17 protein-coding genes are annotated in these 17357 nt (G+C 68.9%); 13 read left to right on the plus strand and 4 right to left on the minus strand.

Features of this window, described 5'->3' with window-relative positions; genetic code table 11:
- The first annotated feature begins 64 nt into the window (after positions 1 to 64).
- The 6 genes from guaB to KNO15_RS20850 all read left to right on the plus strand — a co-directional run bounded on the left by guaB (position 65) and on the right by KNO15_RS20850 (position 5609).
- Complete coding sequence (gene guaB / locus KNO15_RS20825; RefSeq protein WP_241705788.1) at positions 65 to 1567, plus strand: IMP dehydrogenase; 1503 nt, start codon at positions 65 to 67, stop codon at positions 1565 to 1567.
- A 159-nt stretch (positions 1568 to 1726) separates the two neighbouring features.
- A complete protein-coding gene (locus tag KNO15_RS20830; RefSeq protein WP_241705791.1) occupies positions 1727 to 2611 on the plus strand; it encodes an MBL fold metallo-hydrolase in 885 nt (294 codons plus the stop codon).
- Positions 2598 to 3083: a MarR family winged helix-turn-helix transcriptional regulator gene (locus KNO15_RS20835; protein ID WP_241705793.1), complete on the plus strand. Its 486-nt coding sequence runs from the start codon at positions 2598 to 2600 to the stop codon at positions 3081 to 3083. Before KNO15_RS20830 ends, KNO15_RS20835 begins: the two co-directional genes overlap by 14 nt.
- Positions 3080 to 3517: an SRPBCC family protein gene (locus tag KNO15_RS20840; protein ID WP_241705795.1), complete on the plus strand. Its 438-nt coding sequence runs from the start codon at positions 3080 to 3082 to the stop codon at positions 3515 to 3517. Before KNO15_RS20835 ends, KNO15_RS20840 begins: the two co-directional genes overlap by 4 nt.
- A gap of 80 nt (positions 3518 to 3597) precedes the next feature.
- On the plus strand, positions 3598 to 5286 hold the full coding sequence (locus KNO15_RS20845; RefSeq protein WP_241705797.1) for an ABC-F family ATP-binding cassette domain-containing protein: 1689 nt from the start codon (positions 3598 to 3600) through the stop codon (positions 5284 to 5286).
- Positions 5283 to 5609, plus strand: a complete 327-nt coding sequence (locus tag KNO15_RS20850) for a hypothetical protein (RefSeq protein WP_241705799.1) — start codon at positions 5283 to 5285, stop codon at positions 5607 to 5609. Before KNO15_RS20845 ends, KNO15_RS20850 begins: the two co-directional genes overlap by 4 nt.
- A gap of 23 nt (positions 5610 to 5632) precedes the next feature.
- Here the strand turns inward: KNO15_RS20850 and KNO15_RS20855 are convergent, their stop codons facing one another.
- Both KNO15_RS20855 and KNO15_RS20860 read right to left on the minus strand, forming a co-directional pair.
- On the minus strand, positions 5633 to 6220 hold the full coding sequence (locus tag KNO15_RS20855) for a hypothetical protein (protein ID WP_241705801.1): 588 nt from the start codon (positions 6218 to 6220) through the stop codon (positions 5633 to 5635).
- A gap of 298 nt (positions 6221 to 6518) precedes the next feature.
- Positions 6519 to 7670 (minus strand): MalY/PatB family protein, encoded by a 1152-nt coding sequence (locus KNO15_RS20860; protein WP_241705803.1) that lies wholly within the window; start codon positions 7668 to 7670, stop codon positions 6519 to 6521.
- Between the two features lie 45 nt (positions 7671 to 7715).
- Between KNO15_RS20860 and KNO15_RS20865 the strand changes: the two genes are divergently transcribed.
- From KNO15_RS20865 to guaA, 7 genes are all read left to right on the plus strand, one after another.
- The gene (locus KNO15_RS20865; protein WP_241705962.1) at positions 7716 to 8834 is read left to right on the plus strand and encodes a GuaB3 family IMP dehydrogenase-related protein; all 1119 of its coding nucleotides are present in this window, start codon (positions 7716 to 7718) and stop codon (positions 8832 to 8834) included.
- Positions 8835 to 8870: 36 nt separating this feature from the next.
- Positions 8871 to 10757, plus strand: coding sequence for a glycerol-3-phosphate dehydrogenase/oxidase (locus tag KNO15_RS20870; RefSeq protein WP_241705805.1), 1887 nt, complete (start codon positions 8871 to 8873; stop codon positions 10755 to 10757).
- Positions 10758 to 10932: 175 nt separating this feature from the next.
- The gene (locus KNO15_RS20875) at positions 10933 to 11463 is read left to right on the plus strand and encodes a cation:proton antiporter regulatory subunit (protein ID WP_208041315.1); all 531 of its coding nucleotides are present in this window, start codon (positions 10933 to 10935) and stop codon (positions 11461 to 11463) included.
- 3 nt (positions 11464 to 11466) lie between these two features.
- On the plus strand, positions 11467 to 12834 hold the full coding sequence (locus tag KNO15_RS20880) for a cation:proton antiporter (RefSeq protein WP_241705807.1): 1368 nt from the start codon (positions 11467 to 11469) through the stop codon (positions 12832 to 12834).
- A 72-nt stretch (positions 12835 to 12906) separates the two neighbouring features.
- A complete protein-coding gene (locus tag KNO15_RS20885) occupies positions 12907 to 13743 on the plus strand; it encodes an SURF1 family cytochrome oxidase biogenesis protein (protein WP_241705809.1) in 837 nt (278 codons plus the stop codon).
- Between the two features lie 4 nt (positions 13744 to 13747).
- Positions 13748 to 14197: a DUF3817 domain-containing protein gene (locus KNO15_RS20890; RefSeq protein ID WP_241705811.1), complete on the plus strand. Its 450-nt coding sequence runs from the start codon at positions 13748 to 13750 to the stop codon at positions 14195 to 14197.
- 22 nt (positions 14198 to 14219) lie between these two features.
- Positions 14220 to 15821, plus strand: a complete 1602-nt coding sequence (gene guaA, locus KNO15_RS20895; RefSeq protein ID WP_241705963.1) for a glutamine-hydrolyzing GMP synthase — start codon at positions 14220 to 14222, stop codon at positions 15819 to 15821.
- Positions 15822 to 15885: 64 nt separating this feature from the next.
- On the opposite strand, the gene KNO15_RS20900 is transcribed toward guaA, so the two are convergent.
- Complete coding sequence (locus KNO15_RS20900; protein ID WP_241705813.1) at positions 15886 to 16668, minus strand: Bax inhibitor-1/YccA family protein; 783 nt, start codon at positions 16666 to 16668, stop codon at positions 15886 to 15888.
- A 26-nt stretch (positions 16669 to 16694) separates the two neighbouring features.
- The gene (locus KNO15_RS20905) at positions 16695 to 17306 is read right to left on the minus strand and encodes a hypothetical protein (RefSeq protein WP_241705814.1); all 612 of its coding nucleotides are present in this window, start codon (positions 17304 to 17306) and stop codon (positions 16695 to 16697) included.
- Positions 17307 to 17357 lie beyond the last annotated feature (51 nt).

Genomic DNA, 17357 nt, shown 5'->3' on the forward strand with positions numbered 1-17357 from the left:
TAGACCACCAAGTTCTGCCGTTACCATTGGACATCCACACTCGCGCGACCTTGATAGGGGTGAAATGGACCAGGCGGATCCGTTCGGATTCATCGGTTTGACCTACGACGACGTCATGCTCCTTCCCGGGCACACCGACGTCATCCCGAGCGAGGCCGACACCTCGACTCGCCTGACCAAGCGGATCACCATGGCGACACCGCTCCTGTCCAGCGCCATGGACACCGTGACCGAGTCGCGCATGGCCGTCGCCATGGCCCGGCACGGCGGCATCGGCATCATCCATCGCAACTTGTCCATCGAAGACCAGGCGACCAACGTCGACAAGGTCAAGCGCTCCGAGTCGGGCATGATCACCAACCCGGTGACCACCACCGCGGAGGCGACCGTCGAAGAGGTCGACGCCCTGTGCGGGCAGTTCCGCGTCTCGGGACTCCCCGTGGTGGAGGGCGACGGAAAGCTCGTCGGCATCATCACCAACCGCGACATGCGCTTCGTCTCGCCGTTCGAGCGGTCGACGACCCTCGTCCGCGACGTGATGACGCGCATGCCGCTCATCACGGCTCCGGTCGGAATCGACCCGGATTCCGCCGTCGCCATCTTCGCCGAGCACAAGATCGAGAAGCTCCCGCTGGTCGACGCGGACGGTCGCCTGCGCGGACTCATCACCGTCAAGGACTTCGACAAGAGCGAGAAGTACCCCGACGCCACCAAGGACGACGAGGGCCGCCTGCGGGTCGGCGCCGCGATCGGCTTCTTCGGCGACGCCTGGGACCGCGCGATGACTCTGGTCGACGCGGGAGTGGATGTCATCGTCGTCGACACCGCCAACGGCGACTCCGCCGGCGTGCTCGACATCATCAACCGCCTCAAGCGCGAGCCGCGGGCGTCGCACGTCGACGTGATCGGCGGCAACGTGGCGACCCGCGCGGGCGCCCAGGCGCTCATCGACGCGGGCGCCGACGCCATCAAGGTCGGTGTCGGTCCGGGCTCCATCTGCACCACGCGCGTCGTCGCCGGCGTCGGCGTGCCGCAGGTGACGGCCGTGTACGAGGCCTCGCTGGCCGCTCGCGCGGCGAACGTGCCGCTCATCGCGGACGGCGGCCTCCAGTACTCGGGCGACATCGCCAAGGCCCTCGTCGCCGGAGCGGACAGCGTCATGCTGGGCTCGCTGCTGGCCGGCACGGCCGAGTCGCCCGGCGACCTGGTGTTCGTCAACGGCAAGCAGTTCAAGAACTACCGCGGCATGGGCTCCCTCGGCGCGCTCCAGACGCGCGGCAAGAAGACGTCGTACTCGCGCGACCGCTACTTCCAGGCGGATGTGCCGAGCGATGAGCAGCTGATCGCCGAGGGCATCGAAGGCCAGGTCCCGTACCGCGGCCCGCTCGCGGCCGTCGCCTACCAGCTCGTCGGCGGGCTCCGCCAGTCGATGTTCTACGTCGGTGCGCGCACCATCCCCGAGCTCAAGGAGCGCGGCAAGTTCGTCCGGATCACCGCGGCCGGGCTCAAGGAGTCGCACCCGCACGACATCCAGATGGTCGTGGAGGCGCCGAACTACCGTCGCTGAGCGCGGCACGTCGACACCCACGGAGGGGATCCGGTCCTGAGGGCCGGGTCCCCTCCGTCGTTCTGTGCCGACTGGTCGCCACGCCGGGTTGACAGCGCAGTGGTTCGGCGTCACAATAGATGTCGCGACATGTATGTCGCGACATCTATTGGAGGAACCATGAAGCACATCACACAGGTGTCCGTGATCAGCACCGGAACCGTCCGAATCAGACCCGAGCACGTCGAGACGAACGGGACGCCGCGACTGTGGTGGCTGAACACGTCCCGGCAATGGACGGCTCCGCGCCCGATCAACGTCTACGTGATCGAACACGAGCGCGGCCTGGTCCTCTTCGACACCGGGCAGGACCGTCGCTCGGTCACCGACCCGTCGTACTTCCCCGGTGGCGTGGTGGGGCACCTCTACCGTCGCCTCGCCGACTTCGACATCCCCGAGCACGCCACGCTCGGCGACCAGCTGAGCGCGCAGGGGTACGACATCGCCGACGTGCGCTACGCGATCCTCTCGCACCTGCACCAGGACCACATCGGCGGACTGCGCGAACTCCCGCGGTCGGCACAGGTGCTGGTGAGCGCTACGGACCTGGCGTCGGCCGACAAGCGGTTCGCGGTTCTGGACGGCGTGATGCGCGAGCACGTCCACGTACCCGGAATCGACTGGGTGCCGATCGAGCCCGCACCGACACAGGACTCCTCGATCGCCCCGTTCACCCACGCCCACGACGTGATGGGGGACGGGTCGCTCCTGCTGCTGCCGACGCCCGGTCACACGGCGGGGTCGCTGTCGTTGCTGTTGAGAAGCGAGGGCCTCCCGAACCTGCTGTTCGTCGGCGACCTCACCTACGACGCCGAACTGCTGGCGGCCGACCGGGTGCCGGGTGTCGGCGAACGTAAGCTCTTGCATGAGACGACGCGGCGGGTGAATCAGCTGGTCTCCCGCACCCCGGGGGCCGCGGTGCTCGCCGCACACGACCCGGCCGCAGCCCGGCTCCTGGAGGCGGCGCTCGCGCGGCAGGAAGGCAGAACCGTTGAGAACGGCTGAACAGATCAGATACCTGGTGCTCGCCGCCCAGCGCGAGGGCAACCGTCAGCTCACGGCTGCGTTGTCGCCGCTCGGCCTGACGCCGGCTCAGTCGGAGGCGCTGCGCATCCTCGAGGACCACGGCCCCCTCGCCCTGAAGCAGCTCGGGGAGATGCTCGTCTGCGACACCGGCAGCAGCCCCAGCCGGATCGTCGATCGTCTGGTCGCCGCTCGCCTCGTGCGGAAGGACGCCGACGAGCGCGACCAGCGGCAGCTCTCGCTCCGGCTCACCCCGGAGGGTGCGGACGCGGCGAAGGCCGTCCGGCAGATCGAAGACGCGATGTATGCGGCGATCGACACGGCGGTCGACGCCTCCGACTCCGAGATCCTGCTGAGCACTCTGCGCGCGCTGACCCAGGGCAGCCCCGCAGGGACGGCGCTCGACAACCGGCTCGCCGCACCGCAGGCCGAAGCCTCGGGGAGCAGCCGATGAGCTTCACCCTCGACCTCGACCTCCAGGCCGACTCCGGCACGGTATTCGCGTTCGTCGCCGACTTCGCGAACACGCCACGGTGGTACTCGGCGGTGCAGCGCGTCGAGCGGATCAGCGGCAGCGGGGGAGTCGGCACGCGTTACGCCGTGCACCGGCGGCTGCCGACCGGCCCCGTCGTCAACACCGTCGAGGTGAGCAGCAGGGACGACGGCCGGGAGATCGAGTTCGTCTCGGTCGACGGTCCCACTCCGTTCCGCTATCGCTACCGCATCCACCCTGCCGGCCAGGGCAGTCGCCTCCAGCTCGACGGGAGCATCAGCGCGGAGGGGCTCCCCGGTCCGGCTCGGCTTCTCGGACCGCTGGCCGAGCGGCTGTTCAGGAACGGCATGCGGGACAACCTCGGTACGCTCCAGCGCATCGTCGAAGGGCGCTGACCGCCCGACGCGTCTGGTCTCCCGGCGCCGCTTCGTCTATCCTGGAAGGCTTTGCTCGCAGGGAAGACAGGAAGCCGACCATGGGCCACATCGACGTATCGGGCGTCTCGTACGCGCTCGCCGACGGGCGACCTCTGCTGGACGACGTGTCGTTCCGGGTCGGGGACGGACGTGTCTCCGCCCTGATCGGAGCGAACGGAGCGGGCAAGTCGACGCTGCTGCGGATCATCCGAGGCGACATCCGGCCCGACAGCGGCGGGGTGGTCATCGACGGCGGCCTGGGGGTCATGGACCAGTTCGTCGGGCACGTCCGCGACGACCGGACGGTGCGCGACCTGCTCGTGCTCGTGGCGCCGGCGGCTGTCCGGCGGGCCGCGGAGGCGCTCGCGGCAGCGGAGGAAGCGCTCATCGAACGCGACGAGACCGCGACGCAGATGCGCTACGCCACCGCTCTCAGCGATTACGCCGATGCGGGCGGCTACGACCAGGAGGTCGTCTGGGACCATTGCACGATGGCTGCGCTCGGCGTCCCGTTCGAGCGCGCCCAATACCGCAGCGTGCGCTCGCTGTCCGGCGGCGAGCAGAAGCGGCTCGTGCTGGAGGCGCTTCTGCGCGGGCCGGAGCAGGTGCTCCTCCTCGACGAGCCCGACAACTACCTCGACGTTCCGGCCAAGCGCTGGCTCGAGGAGCAGTTGCGGGCCACTCCCAAGACGGTCCTGCTGGTCTCGCACGACCGGGAGCTGCTGGCCCGCGCCGCCGACCGCATCGTCACACTCGAGCTCGGCGGGGCGGGGAACACCACCTGGACGCACGGCGGCGGCTTCGGCGGGTACCACGAGGCCCGCGAGGAGCGGATGGCCCGGCTGGAGGAGCTCCGCCGGCGCTGGGACGAGGAGCAGGCCAAGCTGAAGGCGCTGGTGCTGCGCTTCAAAGAGAAGGCCAAGTACAACAGCGACCTGGCGTCGGCGTACCAGGCGGCGCAGACCCGGCTGGCGAAGTTCGAGGCGGCCGGACCGCCGCAGGAGCGGCCGCGTGAGCAGAACGTGCGCATGCGCCTCACCGGTGCCCGCACGGGCCGGCGCGTGATCGAGTGCGACACGCTGGAGCTGACCGGTCTGATGCGCCCGTTCGACCTCGAGGTGTGGTTCGGGGAGCGCATCGCCGTTCTGGGCTCCAACGGCTCGGGCAAGTCCCACTTCCTGCGCCTGCTGGCGGCGGGCGGCACCGACCCCGACCCGTCCGCGGGCCACCTGGCGTCGGCGGAGGTCGCCGGCGCGCCCGTGCCGCACACGGGCGTCGCGAAGCTGGGCGCCCGCGTGGCCCCCGGCCTCTTCGCGCAGGCGCACGAGCACCCCGAACTGGTCGGGAGGACCCTGCTCGACATCCTGCATCGCGGCGACGACCGTCGTGCGGGGATGCCGCGCGAGGCCGCGAGCCGGGTGCTGGACCGCTACGGTCTCGCGGCGTCGGCCGAGCAGACGTTCGAGTCGTTGTCGGGCGGCCAGCAGGCGCGCCTCCAGATCCTGCTGCTGGAGTTGTCGGGCGCGACCCTGCTCCTCCTCGACGAGCCGACCGACAACCTCGACCTCGTCTCGGCGGAGGCGCTGGAGGACGGCCTGGCCGGCTACGAGGGCACCGTCGTCGCCGTCACCCACGACCGCTGGTTCGCCCGCGGCTTCGACCGCTACCTGGTCTTCGGCTCCGACGGGGTCGTGTACGAGGCCGACGAGCCGGTGTGGGACGAGGCGCGCGTGGTGCGGGCGCGGTGACGATGCGCGAGGTGTGGATGTGGAACGAGTGGGGGCACGCGTGGCCCCTGTGGAGCGCAGATGGTCCTCTCGCCCCGGACGATCTGGGCATCAGCGTCGCTCTTGCCGATGAGCTGAAGGAATGGCACGAGGCCTGGGAAGGGCTCCAGGCTGGTTCGGTGCGATGGGCTGATCCTCGAGCGCAGGTGCATTGGGAGGACGTCGGAGAGGGTTTGCTGGAGCGCCTGCGCGCCGAGCTGGACGGTCTTGCTGCTGTCGTCAGCGGCTTCAGGTCTCCGGAGGACGATCACGCACTCGCGCGGCGGGGGCGCGGCCGGTCGTGATCCGCCGCGGCCCCGCGTGCATTTCAGCAGGAAGTCTTCGTCGCGGGATATGCAGTGATCAGTCGATCGCTGTTCAAGGCCCACACTGCAACCACGTTGAATGACATGAGGACGACCTGGGGTCGGTTGATGTCGACAAGATAGAGGGTCGTCACACCACATTTCGTCGCACTCTGGAAGCTGCCTCCAATGTGCTCGGGCCATGTGACTGCGGATCCCACCGCACCAGCCATGAGGTCATCCCATGAATGAACCCCGTAGGCTTCGGCCGCCCAGCCCTTGGCTCGGGCCCCGTCCAGCTTCTGCTGCCAGTGTGTTCGATGGCCTTCTTCGATGTGACGGTATCCCCAGCCCCCGCCGCCCGGCTCTCCGCACTTAAGCCTGACGTCGTGCGCAACTCCATCCCAGTAGTGCGTATACATCGTGAAGACCTCATCGCGGATACCGAAGGTGTAACAGCTGACCCACTGGCTGAAGTCGATGAGCCGAGCCCGTGGGTTGGTCTGAGTCGATGGCTGGTCCAGATCGATGGAATGCTCCTGGAACGTCTCGCGGAGGTCGACGAGTTGGCCGTCGTATTTCGCATACATGCCAACACCGACGTCGGCCATCGGCTCAGCGGACGCGGGCGCCGCGGCAGCCGCAGATGCGCACAGGATCCAGATCGAGGCTGCCGTAAGTGTTCTCCGAATCGATGAACGACGCAAACGAGTTCGCATGGTGTCTACCTTCCTTGTGAAGATCCCTTCGCTCAGATTTGAACGAAGAGTCCAGCATAAAGATGTAGAACTTGATTTGTAGTATTTTACTCCAATCAGCTTCGGCATTGGTTACGAGGCGGAAAGAGCCGATGCGAGACCCGGCGCCCGTGGCGCGGACCCGGCGGCCCACCTCGGCCGGAGAAACGCGTCACCGCAGGCGCGCGACCCGCTGCACGGCCTCGGTCAGAACCTCCGGAGAGCACGCCAGGTTGACGCGCACGAAGCCGCGGCCCTCACGGCCGAAGGCAGGGCCGCTCGCGAAGGCGACGCGGGCCCCGTCCAGGATGTGCGCGGCCGGGTCGTCGCCCCAGCCGAACGCGCGGAGGTCGACCCACGCCAGGTAGCTCGCGCACGGCTCGTGGTAGACGGCCTCCGGAAGGTGCTCGGCGAGCAGGTCGGTGAGCAGTGCGCGGTTCGCCTCGATCGCGTCGAGCGCGCCCTCCAGCCAGGGAGCGCCCTCGCGGTAGGCCGTCTCGGTCGCGATGCGGCCGAACAGGCTGGTGCGCTCCTCGATCTCGATCGGGAGGGCGCGCACGCGCTCGATCATCTCGGTCCCCGTCGCGACGAAGAACGCGCACTTGAGGCCGGCGAGGTTCCAGGCCTTGCTCGCGGCGTGCGCGGCGACGCCGACGCGGCGGGCGTCGTCGGAGACAGCCAGGAACGGTGTGAAGCGTGCGTCGCGGTGAGTGAGCGAGGCGTGCACTTCGTCGCTGACGACGTGGGCTCCGTACCGTGCGGCGAGGGAGGCGACAGTCGCCAGGTGCTCGGGTGGATGCACCAGCCCGAGCGGGTTGTGCGGGTTGCAGAGCAGCATCGCCCTGGCGCCGGAGGCGAACGCCGCCTCGATCCCGGCCAGGTCGAGCGACCAGCCTGGCTCGCCGGAGGTGCCGGACAGCAGCGGGACCTCCTCGACGACCCCGCCGGCCTCCGGGATGTACGAGAAGAACGGCGGGTAGACCGGCGGTGTGATGATCACGCGCTCGCCCGGCGCGATCAGCCGGCGCAGCGCCTCCACGACGACCACCCCGACATCGGTCGAGGTGCGCACTCCCGCCTCGTCGACCTCCCAGCCCCAGGTGTCGTGCGCGTAGGCGGCGAACGCCGTCTCCAGGCCGCGCTGCGGGCCGACGTAACCCGTGTCGCTGCGGTCGATCGCCGCGTGCAGGGCCGCCGCGATCGGCGGGGCCAGCGGGTAGTCCATCTCGGCGACGAACAGCGGGAGGACGTCGTCGGGATACGCCTTCCACTTCTCGCTCGTGCGCTGGCGGAGGCGGGCGAGAGGCTCTGCTTCGACGGTCACGCGGCCTACTCTGCCAGTGCCGCGCCATAGACTGAACCCGTGAGTATGGAGATTGAGATCGGTCGCGCCAAGCGCGCACGCCGCGTTTACGCCTTCGACGACGTCGCGGTGGTGCCCAGCCGCCGAACCCGTGATCCGGAGGACGTCTCGGTCGCGTGGACCATCGACGCGTATCAGTTCTCCATCCCGTTCCTCGCCGCCCCGATGGACTCCGTCGTCTCCCCGACGACTGCGATCATGATGGGCCAGCTCGGCGGGCTCGGCGTCCTCGACCTCGAGGGCGTCTGGACCCGCTACGAAGACCCGGAGCCGCTGCTCGCCGAGATCCGCGACCTCCCGGCCGACAAGGCGACGCGGCGCATGCAGGAGATCTACGCCGAGCCGATCAAGCCAGAGCTGGTCACGCGCCGGCTCGCCGAGATCCGGGAGGGCGGGGTCACCGTCGCGGGCGCGCTCTCGCCCCAGCGCACCCAGGAGCTGTACCAGACGGTGGTCGAGGCCGGTGTCGACCTCTTCGTGATCCGCGGCACGACGGTCTCGGCCGAGCACGTGTCCAAGAGCGTCGAGCCCCTCAACCTCAAGAAGTTCATCTACGAGCTCGACGTGCCGGTCATCGTCGGCGGCGCCGCCACCTACACCGCCGCCCTGCACCTGATGCGCACGGGTGCGGCCGGCGTGCTCGTCGGCTTCGGCGGGGGAGCGGCCTCCACCACGCGTTCCACCCTCGGCATCCACGCGCCGATGGCCACCGCGGTGGCCGACGTCGCCGGCGCGCGACGCGACTACATGGACGAGTCGGGCGGCCGGTACGTGCACGTCATCGCCGACGGCGGCCTCGGCAGCTCCGGCGACATCGTCAAGGCGATCGCCTGCGGCGCCGACGCCGTCATGCTGGGCACGACGCTCGCGCGCGCGACCGACGCCCCCGGAGGCGGCTGGCACTGGGGCGCCGAGGCGCATCACCAGCTCCTGCCCCGCGGCAACCGCGTCGAGGTCGGCCAGGTGGCTCCGCTCGAAGAGATCCTGTACGGTCCCGCACCGGTGGCCGAGGGAACTGCGAATCTCGTGGGGGCCTTGCGCCGAAGCATGGCTACGACGGGATACTCGGACTTGAAGGAGTTCCAGCGCGTCGAAGTGGTCGTCGCGCCGTACCAGACGCACTAAGGTCCCGGCCGAAGGCGGCCGGGGGAGGAGGAAACGATGGCGACGACATCCCCGTCCGGCTCCACTGGTCTGTCTTCGGAGGCAGGCTCCGTGGCCGTGTCCTACCCCTCACGGCTCGGCCCTGCCGAGCGTGCGGCCGCGATCCAGGCGCTCAAGGACACCGAGCTCGACATCCTCGTGGTCGGCGGCGGCATCGTCGGCACCGGCTCGGCCGTCGACGCGGTCACCCGCGGGCTCAGTGTCGGGCTCGTGGAGGCCCGCGACTTCGCGTCGGGAACCTCCAGCAGATCCTCGAAGCTGGTCCACGGCGGCATCCGCTATCTCGAGCAGCTCGACTTCGGGCTGGTGCGGGAGGCGCTCATCGAGCGCGGCCTACTGCTGCAGCGCATCGCCCCGCACCTGGTCAAACCCGTGCGCTTCCTCTACCCGCTGCACAAGCGGGTCTTCGAGCGGTTCTACATCGGCGCGGGCATGATGCTCTACGACATCTTCTCCTACACGGGCGGCCGCCCGCCCGGGGTGCCGCACCACCGCCACCTCAGCAGGCGGCAGGTGCTGAAGGCGATCCCGAGCATGGCTCCCAACGCCCTGGTCGGCGGCATCACCTACTACGACGCGCAGGTGGACGACGCCCGCTACACCGCCACTCTCGCCCGGACGGCCGCGCACTACGGCGCCCATGTCGCGACGCGCGTGCGGGTGGAGGGCTTCCTCAAGGTCGGCGAGCGGGTGGTCGGCGTGCAGGCCCACGACCTGGAGAGCGGAGAGCGCTTCGAGATCCGCGCCAAGCAGGTCGTCAACGCGACCGGTGTCTGGACGGACGACACCCAGGCGATGGTCGGCGAGCGCGGCCAGTTCAAGGTGCGCGCGTCCAAGGGCATCCACTTGGTCGTGCCGCGGGACCGCTTCCAGTCGAAGATGGGACTGATCCTGCGCACCGAGAAGAGCGTGCTCTTCGTCATCCCCTGGGGGCGGCATTGGCTCATCGGCACGACCGACACCGACTGGCACCTCGACAAGGCGCATCCGGCGGCGACGGCCGCAGACATCGACTACCTGCTCGCTCACGTCAACCAGGTGCTCAATGTGCCGCTCACCCGGGAGGACGTCGAGGGCGTCTACGCGGGGTTGCGCCCGCTGCTCGCGGGCGAGTCTGAGGAGACCTCGAAGCTGTCGCGCGAGCATCTCGTGGCGCATTCCGTGCCCGGACTCGTGGTGATCGCCGGCGGCAAGTGGACGACCTACCGGGTCATGGCGAAGGACGCGATCGACGCGGCCGTCGACGCTCTCGACGGCAAGATCCCCGCGAGCACGACCATGGAGATCCCGCTGGTCGGCGCAGAGGGCTACCAGGCGGCCTGGAACCGGCGCGGCAGGATCGCGCGCGAGTCCGGACTCCACCCTGCACGCGTCGAGCACCTGCTGAACCGCTACGGCACCCTGACGGAGGACATCCTCACCCTCCTGCGCGACGACCCGTCGCTGGCGACCCCGCTTCCGGGCGCCGACGACTACATCGGTGCGGAGGTCGTGTACGCGGCGAGCCACGAGGGCGCCCTGCACCTGGAGGACGTGCTCGCCCGCCGCACGCGGATCTCGATCGAGGCGTGGGACCGCGGCGTCTCGGCGGCGCCCGTCGCGGCTTCGCTGATGGCCGGCGTACTCGGCTGGGACACCGCTCGCGAGGAGCGCGAAGTGCAGACCTATCTGAAGCGCGTGGCCGCCGAGCGCGAGAGCCAGCTGCAGCCGGACGACGCCTCGGCCGACCGGGTGAGACTGGAGGCCCCCGACATCGTCGACGTGGACGCGGCGGCCGCGAAGGCCGCAGAGGTCACCCGCACCGCGACCCAGGCCGCGGCCAAGGCGCGGTCCTCGCGTGCGAAGGCGGCGGAGAACGACGGGGCCGAGCCGGCGAAGGAGTAACGAGGTGCGGCCGGTCGCCGGCCGCACCCTCCTCTGCGCGTTCGCCGCTGCGTGACCACCGGATGTCATACATATCAACCCTCGCTTATCAGATGTCGTTGAACGATCGAAAAGAGTCCGAAATCTCCCTCCGGTAGACTGGAACCCAGTGCCCGCAACGGATGGAGACGGATAAATGGTTGACGTTCGACGGGTCAAACTGCCCGGGGTCGGGGTGTTGCACACCTTCGTCACGGACGACGGGGGCAAAGTCGGCGTCATCGCGCATCGCTCCGGGCACAGCGACCTGGTCACGTTCTCGGATCACGAAGACGGCGCCGATGTGACGAAGGTCTCGCTGCGCCTCAACGAAGACGAAGCGCACACGCTCGCCGAGCTTCTCGGTGGCACGCAGATCACCGAGTCGCTCACGGCTCTCGACCAGATGCCCGGCCTGAGCATCGACTGGTTCAGCGTCGACTACGAGGACTACATCGCCGGCCAGCAGCTGGGCGCCCCCGCCGACCGCGGATTCGTCGGCCTGACCGTGGTGGCTGTGGTGCGCGGGGACTCCGCGAATCCCGCGCCCGCCCCCGACTTCAAGGTCTTCCCCGGCGACACCCTCGTGGTCGCCGGCACCCCCGAGAAGGTCGCCAAGGCCTTCGCGTTCTTCCGCACGGGCGAGACCGCCGTGCGCGCCACCGCCGACGCGCCGCCGGGAGGCTGATCCATGCATCTCGGAGAAGACCTCATCATTCTCGGCATCCTCCTGCTCGTCGCGTACGTGCTCGGGCGCCTCGGCAAGCTGGTGGGCCTTCCCGCGATCCCCATCTACATGCTCGTCGGCCTGCTGGCCAGCCCGCACACCGGCTGGTTCCCGTTGAGCTTCGAGAGCAACTACATCGAGCTCATCGCGATCTTCGGGCTCATCCTGCTGCTGTTCAATCTCGGCTTGGAGTTCGACCAGGACGAGTTCTTCGGCAACTTCGGCAAGCTCGTCGTCTCCGGCGGCTCCTACATCCTCATCAACATGGGCGTCGGGCTCGCGTTCGGCTTCTGGGTCGGCTGGGGCACCAGGGAGGCGTTGATCATCGCCGGGATGACGGCCACGTCGTCGTCCGCGATCGTGACGAAGCTGCTCATCGAGCTGCGGCGCCTGCCCAACACCGAGACGCCGATGATCCTCGGCGTCACCGTGGTGGAGGACATCTTCATCGCGATCTACCTCGCCATCGTGTCGGTGGTGCTGAGCGGCGAGACCGAGCTGTGGCCGGTGGTCGGCAAGCTCACCGTGGCGTTCCTGTTCCTCGTGGTGATGTTCACCCTCGCGCGGTTCGGCGGGAGATACGTCTCCCGGCTGTTCCACACGAAGGACGACGAGCTCTTCACGATCCTCTTCTTCGGCCTGGCGGTGCTGTTCGCGGGGATCGGCGAGATCCTCGGGGTCACCGACGCGATCGGCGCTTTCCTCATCGGGCTGGTGCTCGGCGCCACGAAGTACCGCAACAAGATCGAGCACATCGCCATCCCGTTGCGCGACGTGTTCGCAGCGTTCTTCTTCCTCAACTTCGGCCTCGAGCTCGATCCGGCGAAGTTCCCGTCCGTTCTCGGTCCGGTGCTGATCGCGGTCGCCATGACGATCGTGCTGAACATCCTCGCCGGTCAGTTCGTCGCGTGGATCAACGGCTTCGGCCCGCAAGCCGGGATCAACACCACGGTCATCCTCCAGAACCGCGGTGAGTTCGCGCTCATCCTGGCCACGCTGTCGATCAGTGCGGGGCTCGACCCCCGCATCGTGCCGTTCGCGGGACTGTACGTGCTCATCATGGCCGTGCTCGGCCCGATCCTCGCAGCGAACTCCGAGAAGATCGGTGGGATGATTCTCCGGTCCGGATCGTCCAAACGGCGCGACCGGCGGAAGAAGCGCGATCCCATGCTCGACGAGGAGATCGCACTCGTCGAGGCGGCGACCGCCGATCTCGACTCCGACACGCGCCGCAACGACAGGAGCGCAGGCGACACGCGCGACGCTGTGGACCGGATCGTCGAGCAGGCCATGCAGCAGCAGGACACGACCGTCGACCGAAAGCGGGACTGACCCATCGACACGACCCCCGGCAGCCCGAGCGCCGGTACCCCGGCGCAGACGGACGGCACCACGATGCTCCAGATGATGCTGCGCCCGCGCTGGATCGGAGCGCTGATCTTCGCACTGGCGCTCGCCGCCGGGTTCGCGGCCCTCGGCCAGTGGCAGCTCGAGCGTGCGATCGAGTCGGGCAAGGCGGTGGAGGCCCCGACCGAGACGGTGCTGCCGCTCGCGCAGGTGGCGCAACCGGGCGGTCCGCTCACAGACAAGGCGGTCGGCCAGCTTGTCGAGTTCACCGGGACGGTGATCGCGGGCGACGACCAGCTGCTCTACGACCGGCTCAACGACGGCAAGACGGGATGGTGGGTCGTCTCGCACGTGAACGTGGACGCCGGGGACGGCCGCACGATAGCGCTCGCGGTCGCCCGGGGCTGGGCGCCGAGCGAGGGGGAGGCCAAGGCCGCGGTGGCGCGGCTCGCGTCCGAGCCCGAGGCGCCACAGCGCATGGTCGGGCGCATCCTCCCGGACGAGCAGCCCCAGGTGCCCGATGACAAGAGCAACCCGACGGCAATGAAGAGCCTCGGCGTCGGCCAGCTCTACAACCTCTGGACGGGCGTGGACGGAATGGACGTGTACAACGCGTATGCCGTCGAGCAGACGCCCCCGGCCGGGCTGGTGAAGATCGACTCGCCCCCGCCGATCCAGCAGACCGAGCTCAACTGGCTCAACGTCTTCTACGCCGCCGAGTGGATCATCTTCGCCGGCTTCGCGATCTTCCTCTGGTACCGGCTCGTGCGCGACGCCAAGCAGCGCGAGGACGAGGAGCGCGAACTGGAGGCGACCGCCGCGGCCGCCGCCGACGGCGGCTCGGCGGGCGGTCCCGTGGACGGCGCCGGCGCGCGCGCCGGGAAAGTAGAATAGCCCTATGCCCCTCGCTCCCAAGCTCGAAGACTTCCCGAAGATCCGTGGGGCGCTGAAGTTCTACCAGGTGTTCGCCTACGTCACCGGCATCATGCTCCTGCTGCTCTGCGTGGAGATGGTCGTGAAGTACGGTCTCGGCTACCAGGTCTTCGCGTTCAGCAACTACGGCGCCCTCACCCTCGTGCCGGTCAAGACCGCGGTCGCCCCGACCGGGGTCGACCTGAGCACCGGCATCCTGATCGCTCACGGCTGGCTCTACGTCGTGTACCTTTTCTCGGACTTCCGCCTGTGGAGTCTGATGCGCTGGCCGTTCACGAAGTTCGTGCTGATCGCCCTCGGTGGCGTCGTGCCGTTCCTCTCGTTCTTCGTGGAGGCCAGGATCACCAAGCAGGTCAAGACCTATCTGGCCGGCCGCGAGGCCGAGGCAGCGACATTCGTGGAGGCGACAAATTAGCACCGACGCAGCGTTCTCGGACATCCTCGGAGGGGCCGACTCGGCCGCACCGTCCGGTCCCGTCCTCGTCGTCGACTTCGGCGCCCAGTACGCCCAGCTGATCGCACGCCGCGTGCGCGAGGCGAACGTGTACTCCGAGATCGTGCCGCACACGGTCACAGCGGCCGAGGTGGCCGCCAAGCACCCCGCGGGCATCGTGCTCTCGGGAGGGCCGTCGAGCGTGTACGAAGACGGTGCACCCCAGCTCGACGAGGCGATCTTCGAGCTCGGCGTGCCGGTCCTCGGCATCTGCTACGGCTTCCAGGTCATGGCCACCGCCCTCGGCGGCGAGGTCGCCAAGACCGGTCGCCGCGAGTACGGCTCCACCGCCGTGCGCGTCTCGGACGCGGCTATCGGCGGGGCGGGCAGCCTCCTCGACGGTCAGCCCGAGCAGCAGACCGCATGGATGAGCCACGGCGACTCTGTCTCGCGCGCACCGGAGGGCTTCGAGGTGCTCGCCACCACCGACGACACCCCGGTCGCCGCCTTCGCCAACGAGGAGCGCAAGCTCTACGGCGTGCAGTGGCACCCCGAGGTCAAGCACTCGCAGTACGGGCAGGCGGTCCTCGAAAACTTCCTGCACCGCGCAGCGGGTATCCCGGGCGACTGGAACAGCGGCAACGTGATCGCCGATCAGGTGGCGGCGATCCGCGCCCAGGTCGGCAGCGGACGCGTGCTGTGCGCCCTGTCCGGCGGCGTCGACTCCGCCGTCGCGGCCGCGCTCGTGCACAAGGCGGTCGGCGACCAGCTCGTCTGCGTCTTCGTCGACCACGGCCTGCTCCGCAAGGACGAAGCGCGCCAGGTCGAGGAGGACTACGTCGCGGCCACCGGTGTTCGGCTGGTCACCGTGAACGCGCAGGAGCAGTTCCTGTCCGCGCTCGCGGGCGTCTCCGACCCCGAGACCAAGCGCAAGATCATCGGCCGCGAGTTCATCCGCGTGTTCGAGAAGGCCCAGGCCGACCTGATCGCGGAGGCCGCGAACGACGGCGACCCGATCCGCTTCCTGGTGCAGGGCACCCTCTACCCCGACGTGGTGGAGTCGGGCGGCGGCACGGGCACGGCCAACATCAAGAGCCACCACAACGTCGGTGGCCTTCCGGAAGACCTCCAGTTCGAGCTCGTCGAGCCGCTGCGCACCCTGTTCAAGGACGAGGTGCGCGCCATCGGCCGCGAGCTCGGCTTGCCGGAGGTCATCGTCGGCCGCCAGCCGTTCCCAGGCCCCGGCCTGGGCATCCGCATCGTCGGCGAGGTGACGCAGGAACGTCTCGACCTGCTGCGCGACGCCGACGCGATCGTCCGTGCCGAGCTGACCGCCGCCGGCCTCGACGCCGAGATCTGGCAGTGCCCTGTGGTGCTCCTGGCCGATGTGCGCTCCGTGGGCGTGCAGGGCGACGGCCGCACCTACGGCCACCCGATCGTGCTGCGCCCGGTCTCCAGCGAGGACGCGATGACGGCCGACTGGACGCGCCTGCCGTACGACCTGCTGGCCACGATCTCCAACCGCATCACCAACGAGGTGGACGGCGTCAACCGTGTCGTTCTCGACGTCACGTCGAAGCCGCCGGGGACGATCGAATGGGAGTGAGCCTCCCCGAGATGTGAGAAGGGCCGGGATGCGGATGCATCCCGGCCCTTCTGCGTGTGCGGCGCTAGTTGCGTGCGATCGCGAAGATGCGGAGCAGTTCGAGGTAGAGCCACACCACGGTGACCATGATCCCGAAGGCGCCGGCCCAGCCGTAGGCGCGCGGCGCGCGGTTCTTGACACCCTGCTGGATCATGTCGAAATCGAGAACGAGCGAGTAGGCGCACATGATCACGACGAGCACGCCGATCACGACGCCGAGCGGGATGCCGAAGATCTCGAAGGATCCGCGGAGGCCCCAGGGGTCGTTCACCGCGCCGGTCCAGATCAGGACGAGGTTCACCAGGGAGAAGACCAGATAGCCGATCATCGCGGCGAGGAAGACCTTCGTCGCGCGAGCCGACGCGCGGATCTTGCCCGTGGCGAAGAGCGCGAGGGTCACGCCGACCACGACGATCGTCGCGAGCACGGCCTGGACCACGACGCCCCCGGCGAACGCCTCGTAGAACTTGGAGATGCCGCCGACGAAAAGACCTTCCGCGGCCGCATAGGCGAGGGTGAGACCGGCCGACGGGAGCTTCTTACGGTTGCGGAAGATATTCACGAACGCGAGGACGAGCCCGGCGATCGCGCCGACGATCCAGAGCCCGGGAACCCACCACCCGACGACGGCGCCCACGAGGAGGATGCCGAAGCTCGCGGCGGTCTTCCGGATCGTGTCCTCCACGGTCATGCGGTCGGTCTCTGCAGACGACGCGGACGGGGAGTTGTAGAGCTCTTCGAGCTGCTGAGCACTCGCGGTCGCGTTGAAGGCAGCGCTCTGAGAGAAGGCAGGATTGGAGGTTGCCATGGGTTCCTCGCTTTGTCGGGGACCGCTTAGGGTCTCGGTTCGTCCAACCTATCGGTTTGTTTTCTGAGACTTCTGACAGATTGCCATGAATCCAGTGCGATCGCGCCCCAGCGCGCGAGCCAGGCCGACGCCACGATCACCACGGAGCTCACCAGGATCGTGATCCAGCCCTGCTCGTACGTGGTGACGAAGCTCGGCAGCACGAGGCTCGATGCGATCGGGAGGACCAGCACGGCGAACGTCGGCAGGGGGCGCAGGCGCACCAACAGCCACGCCGCCAGCATGATGGCGTAGCACCAGGCGAAGCCCGAGCCTCCGAGCATCAGCCAGGTGAAGCCCAGCACGGGGACGACGACCGCGACGCGCCGGCCGATGGTGGAGGGCAGCACGGCCCAGCCCGCCGGCTGCATCAGCGAGCCGACGAGCAGGAACGGCAGGCTGTACGCCGTCGTCACGAGGATGCAGGCGGTGCCGATCACGATCATCGCGAGCCCGGCGATCCACCTCGCGCGATAGTCGCCCCAGTGGAGGCCGAGGTCGCGCGCCGGTTCGTGCCAGGCGCGGCGCCGCCCTGCGGCCTCCTGGAGCGGTTCGGAGGTCGTCGGCGCACGGGTCGGGAGGCCGTCGGGATCGGGCACACCCCGATTGTGTCACCTCGTGTCGACGGACGGGTGAATCGGCGGGGACGT

It is taken from the genome of Leifsonia shinshuensis, assembly GCF_022606355.1.
GTDB classification, from domain to species: Bacteria; Actinomycetota; Actinomycetes; order Actinomycetales; family Microbacteriaceae; genus Leifsonia; species Leifsonia shinshuensis_B.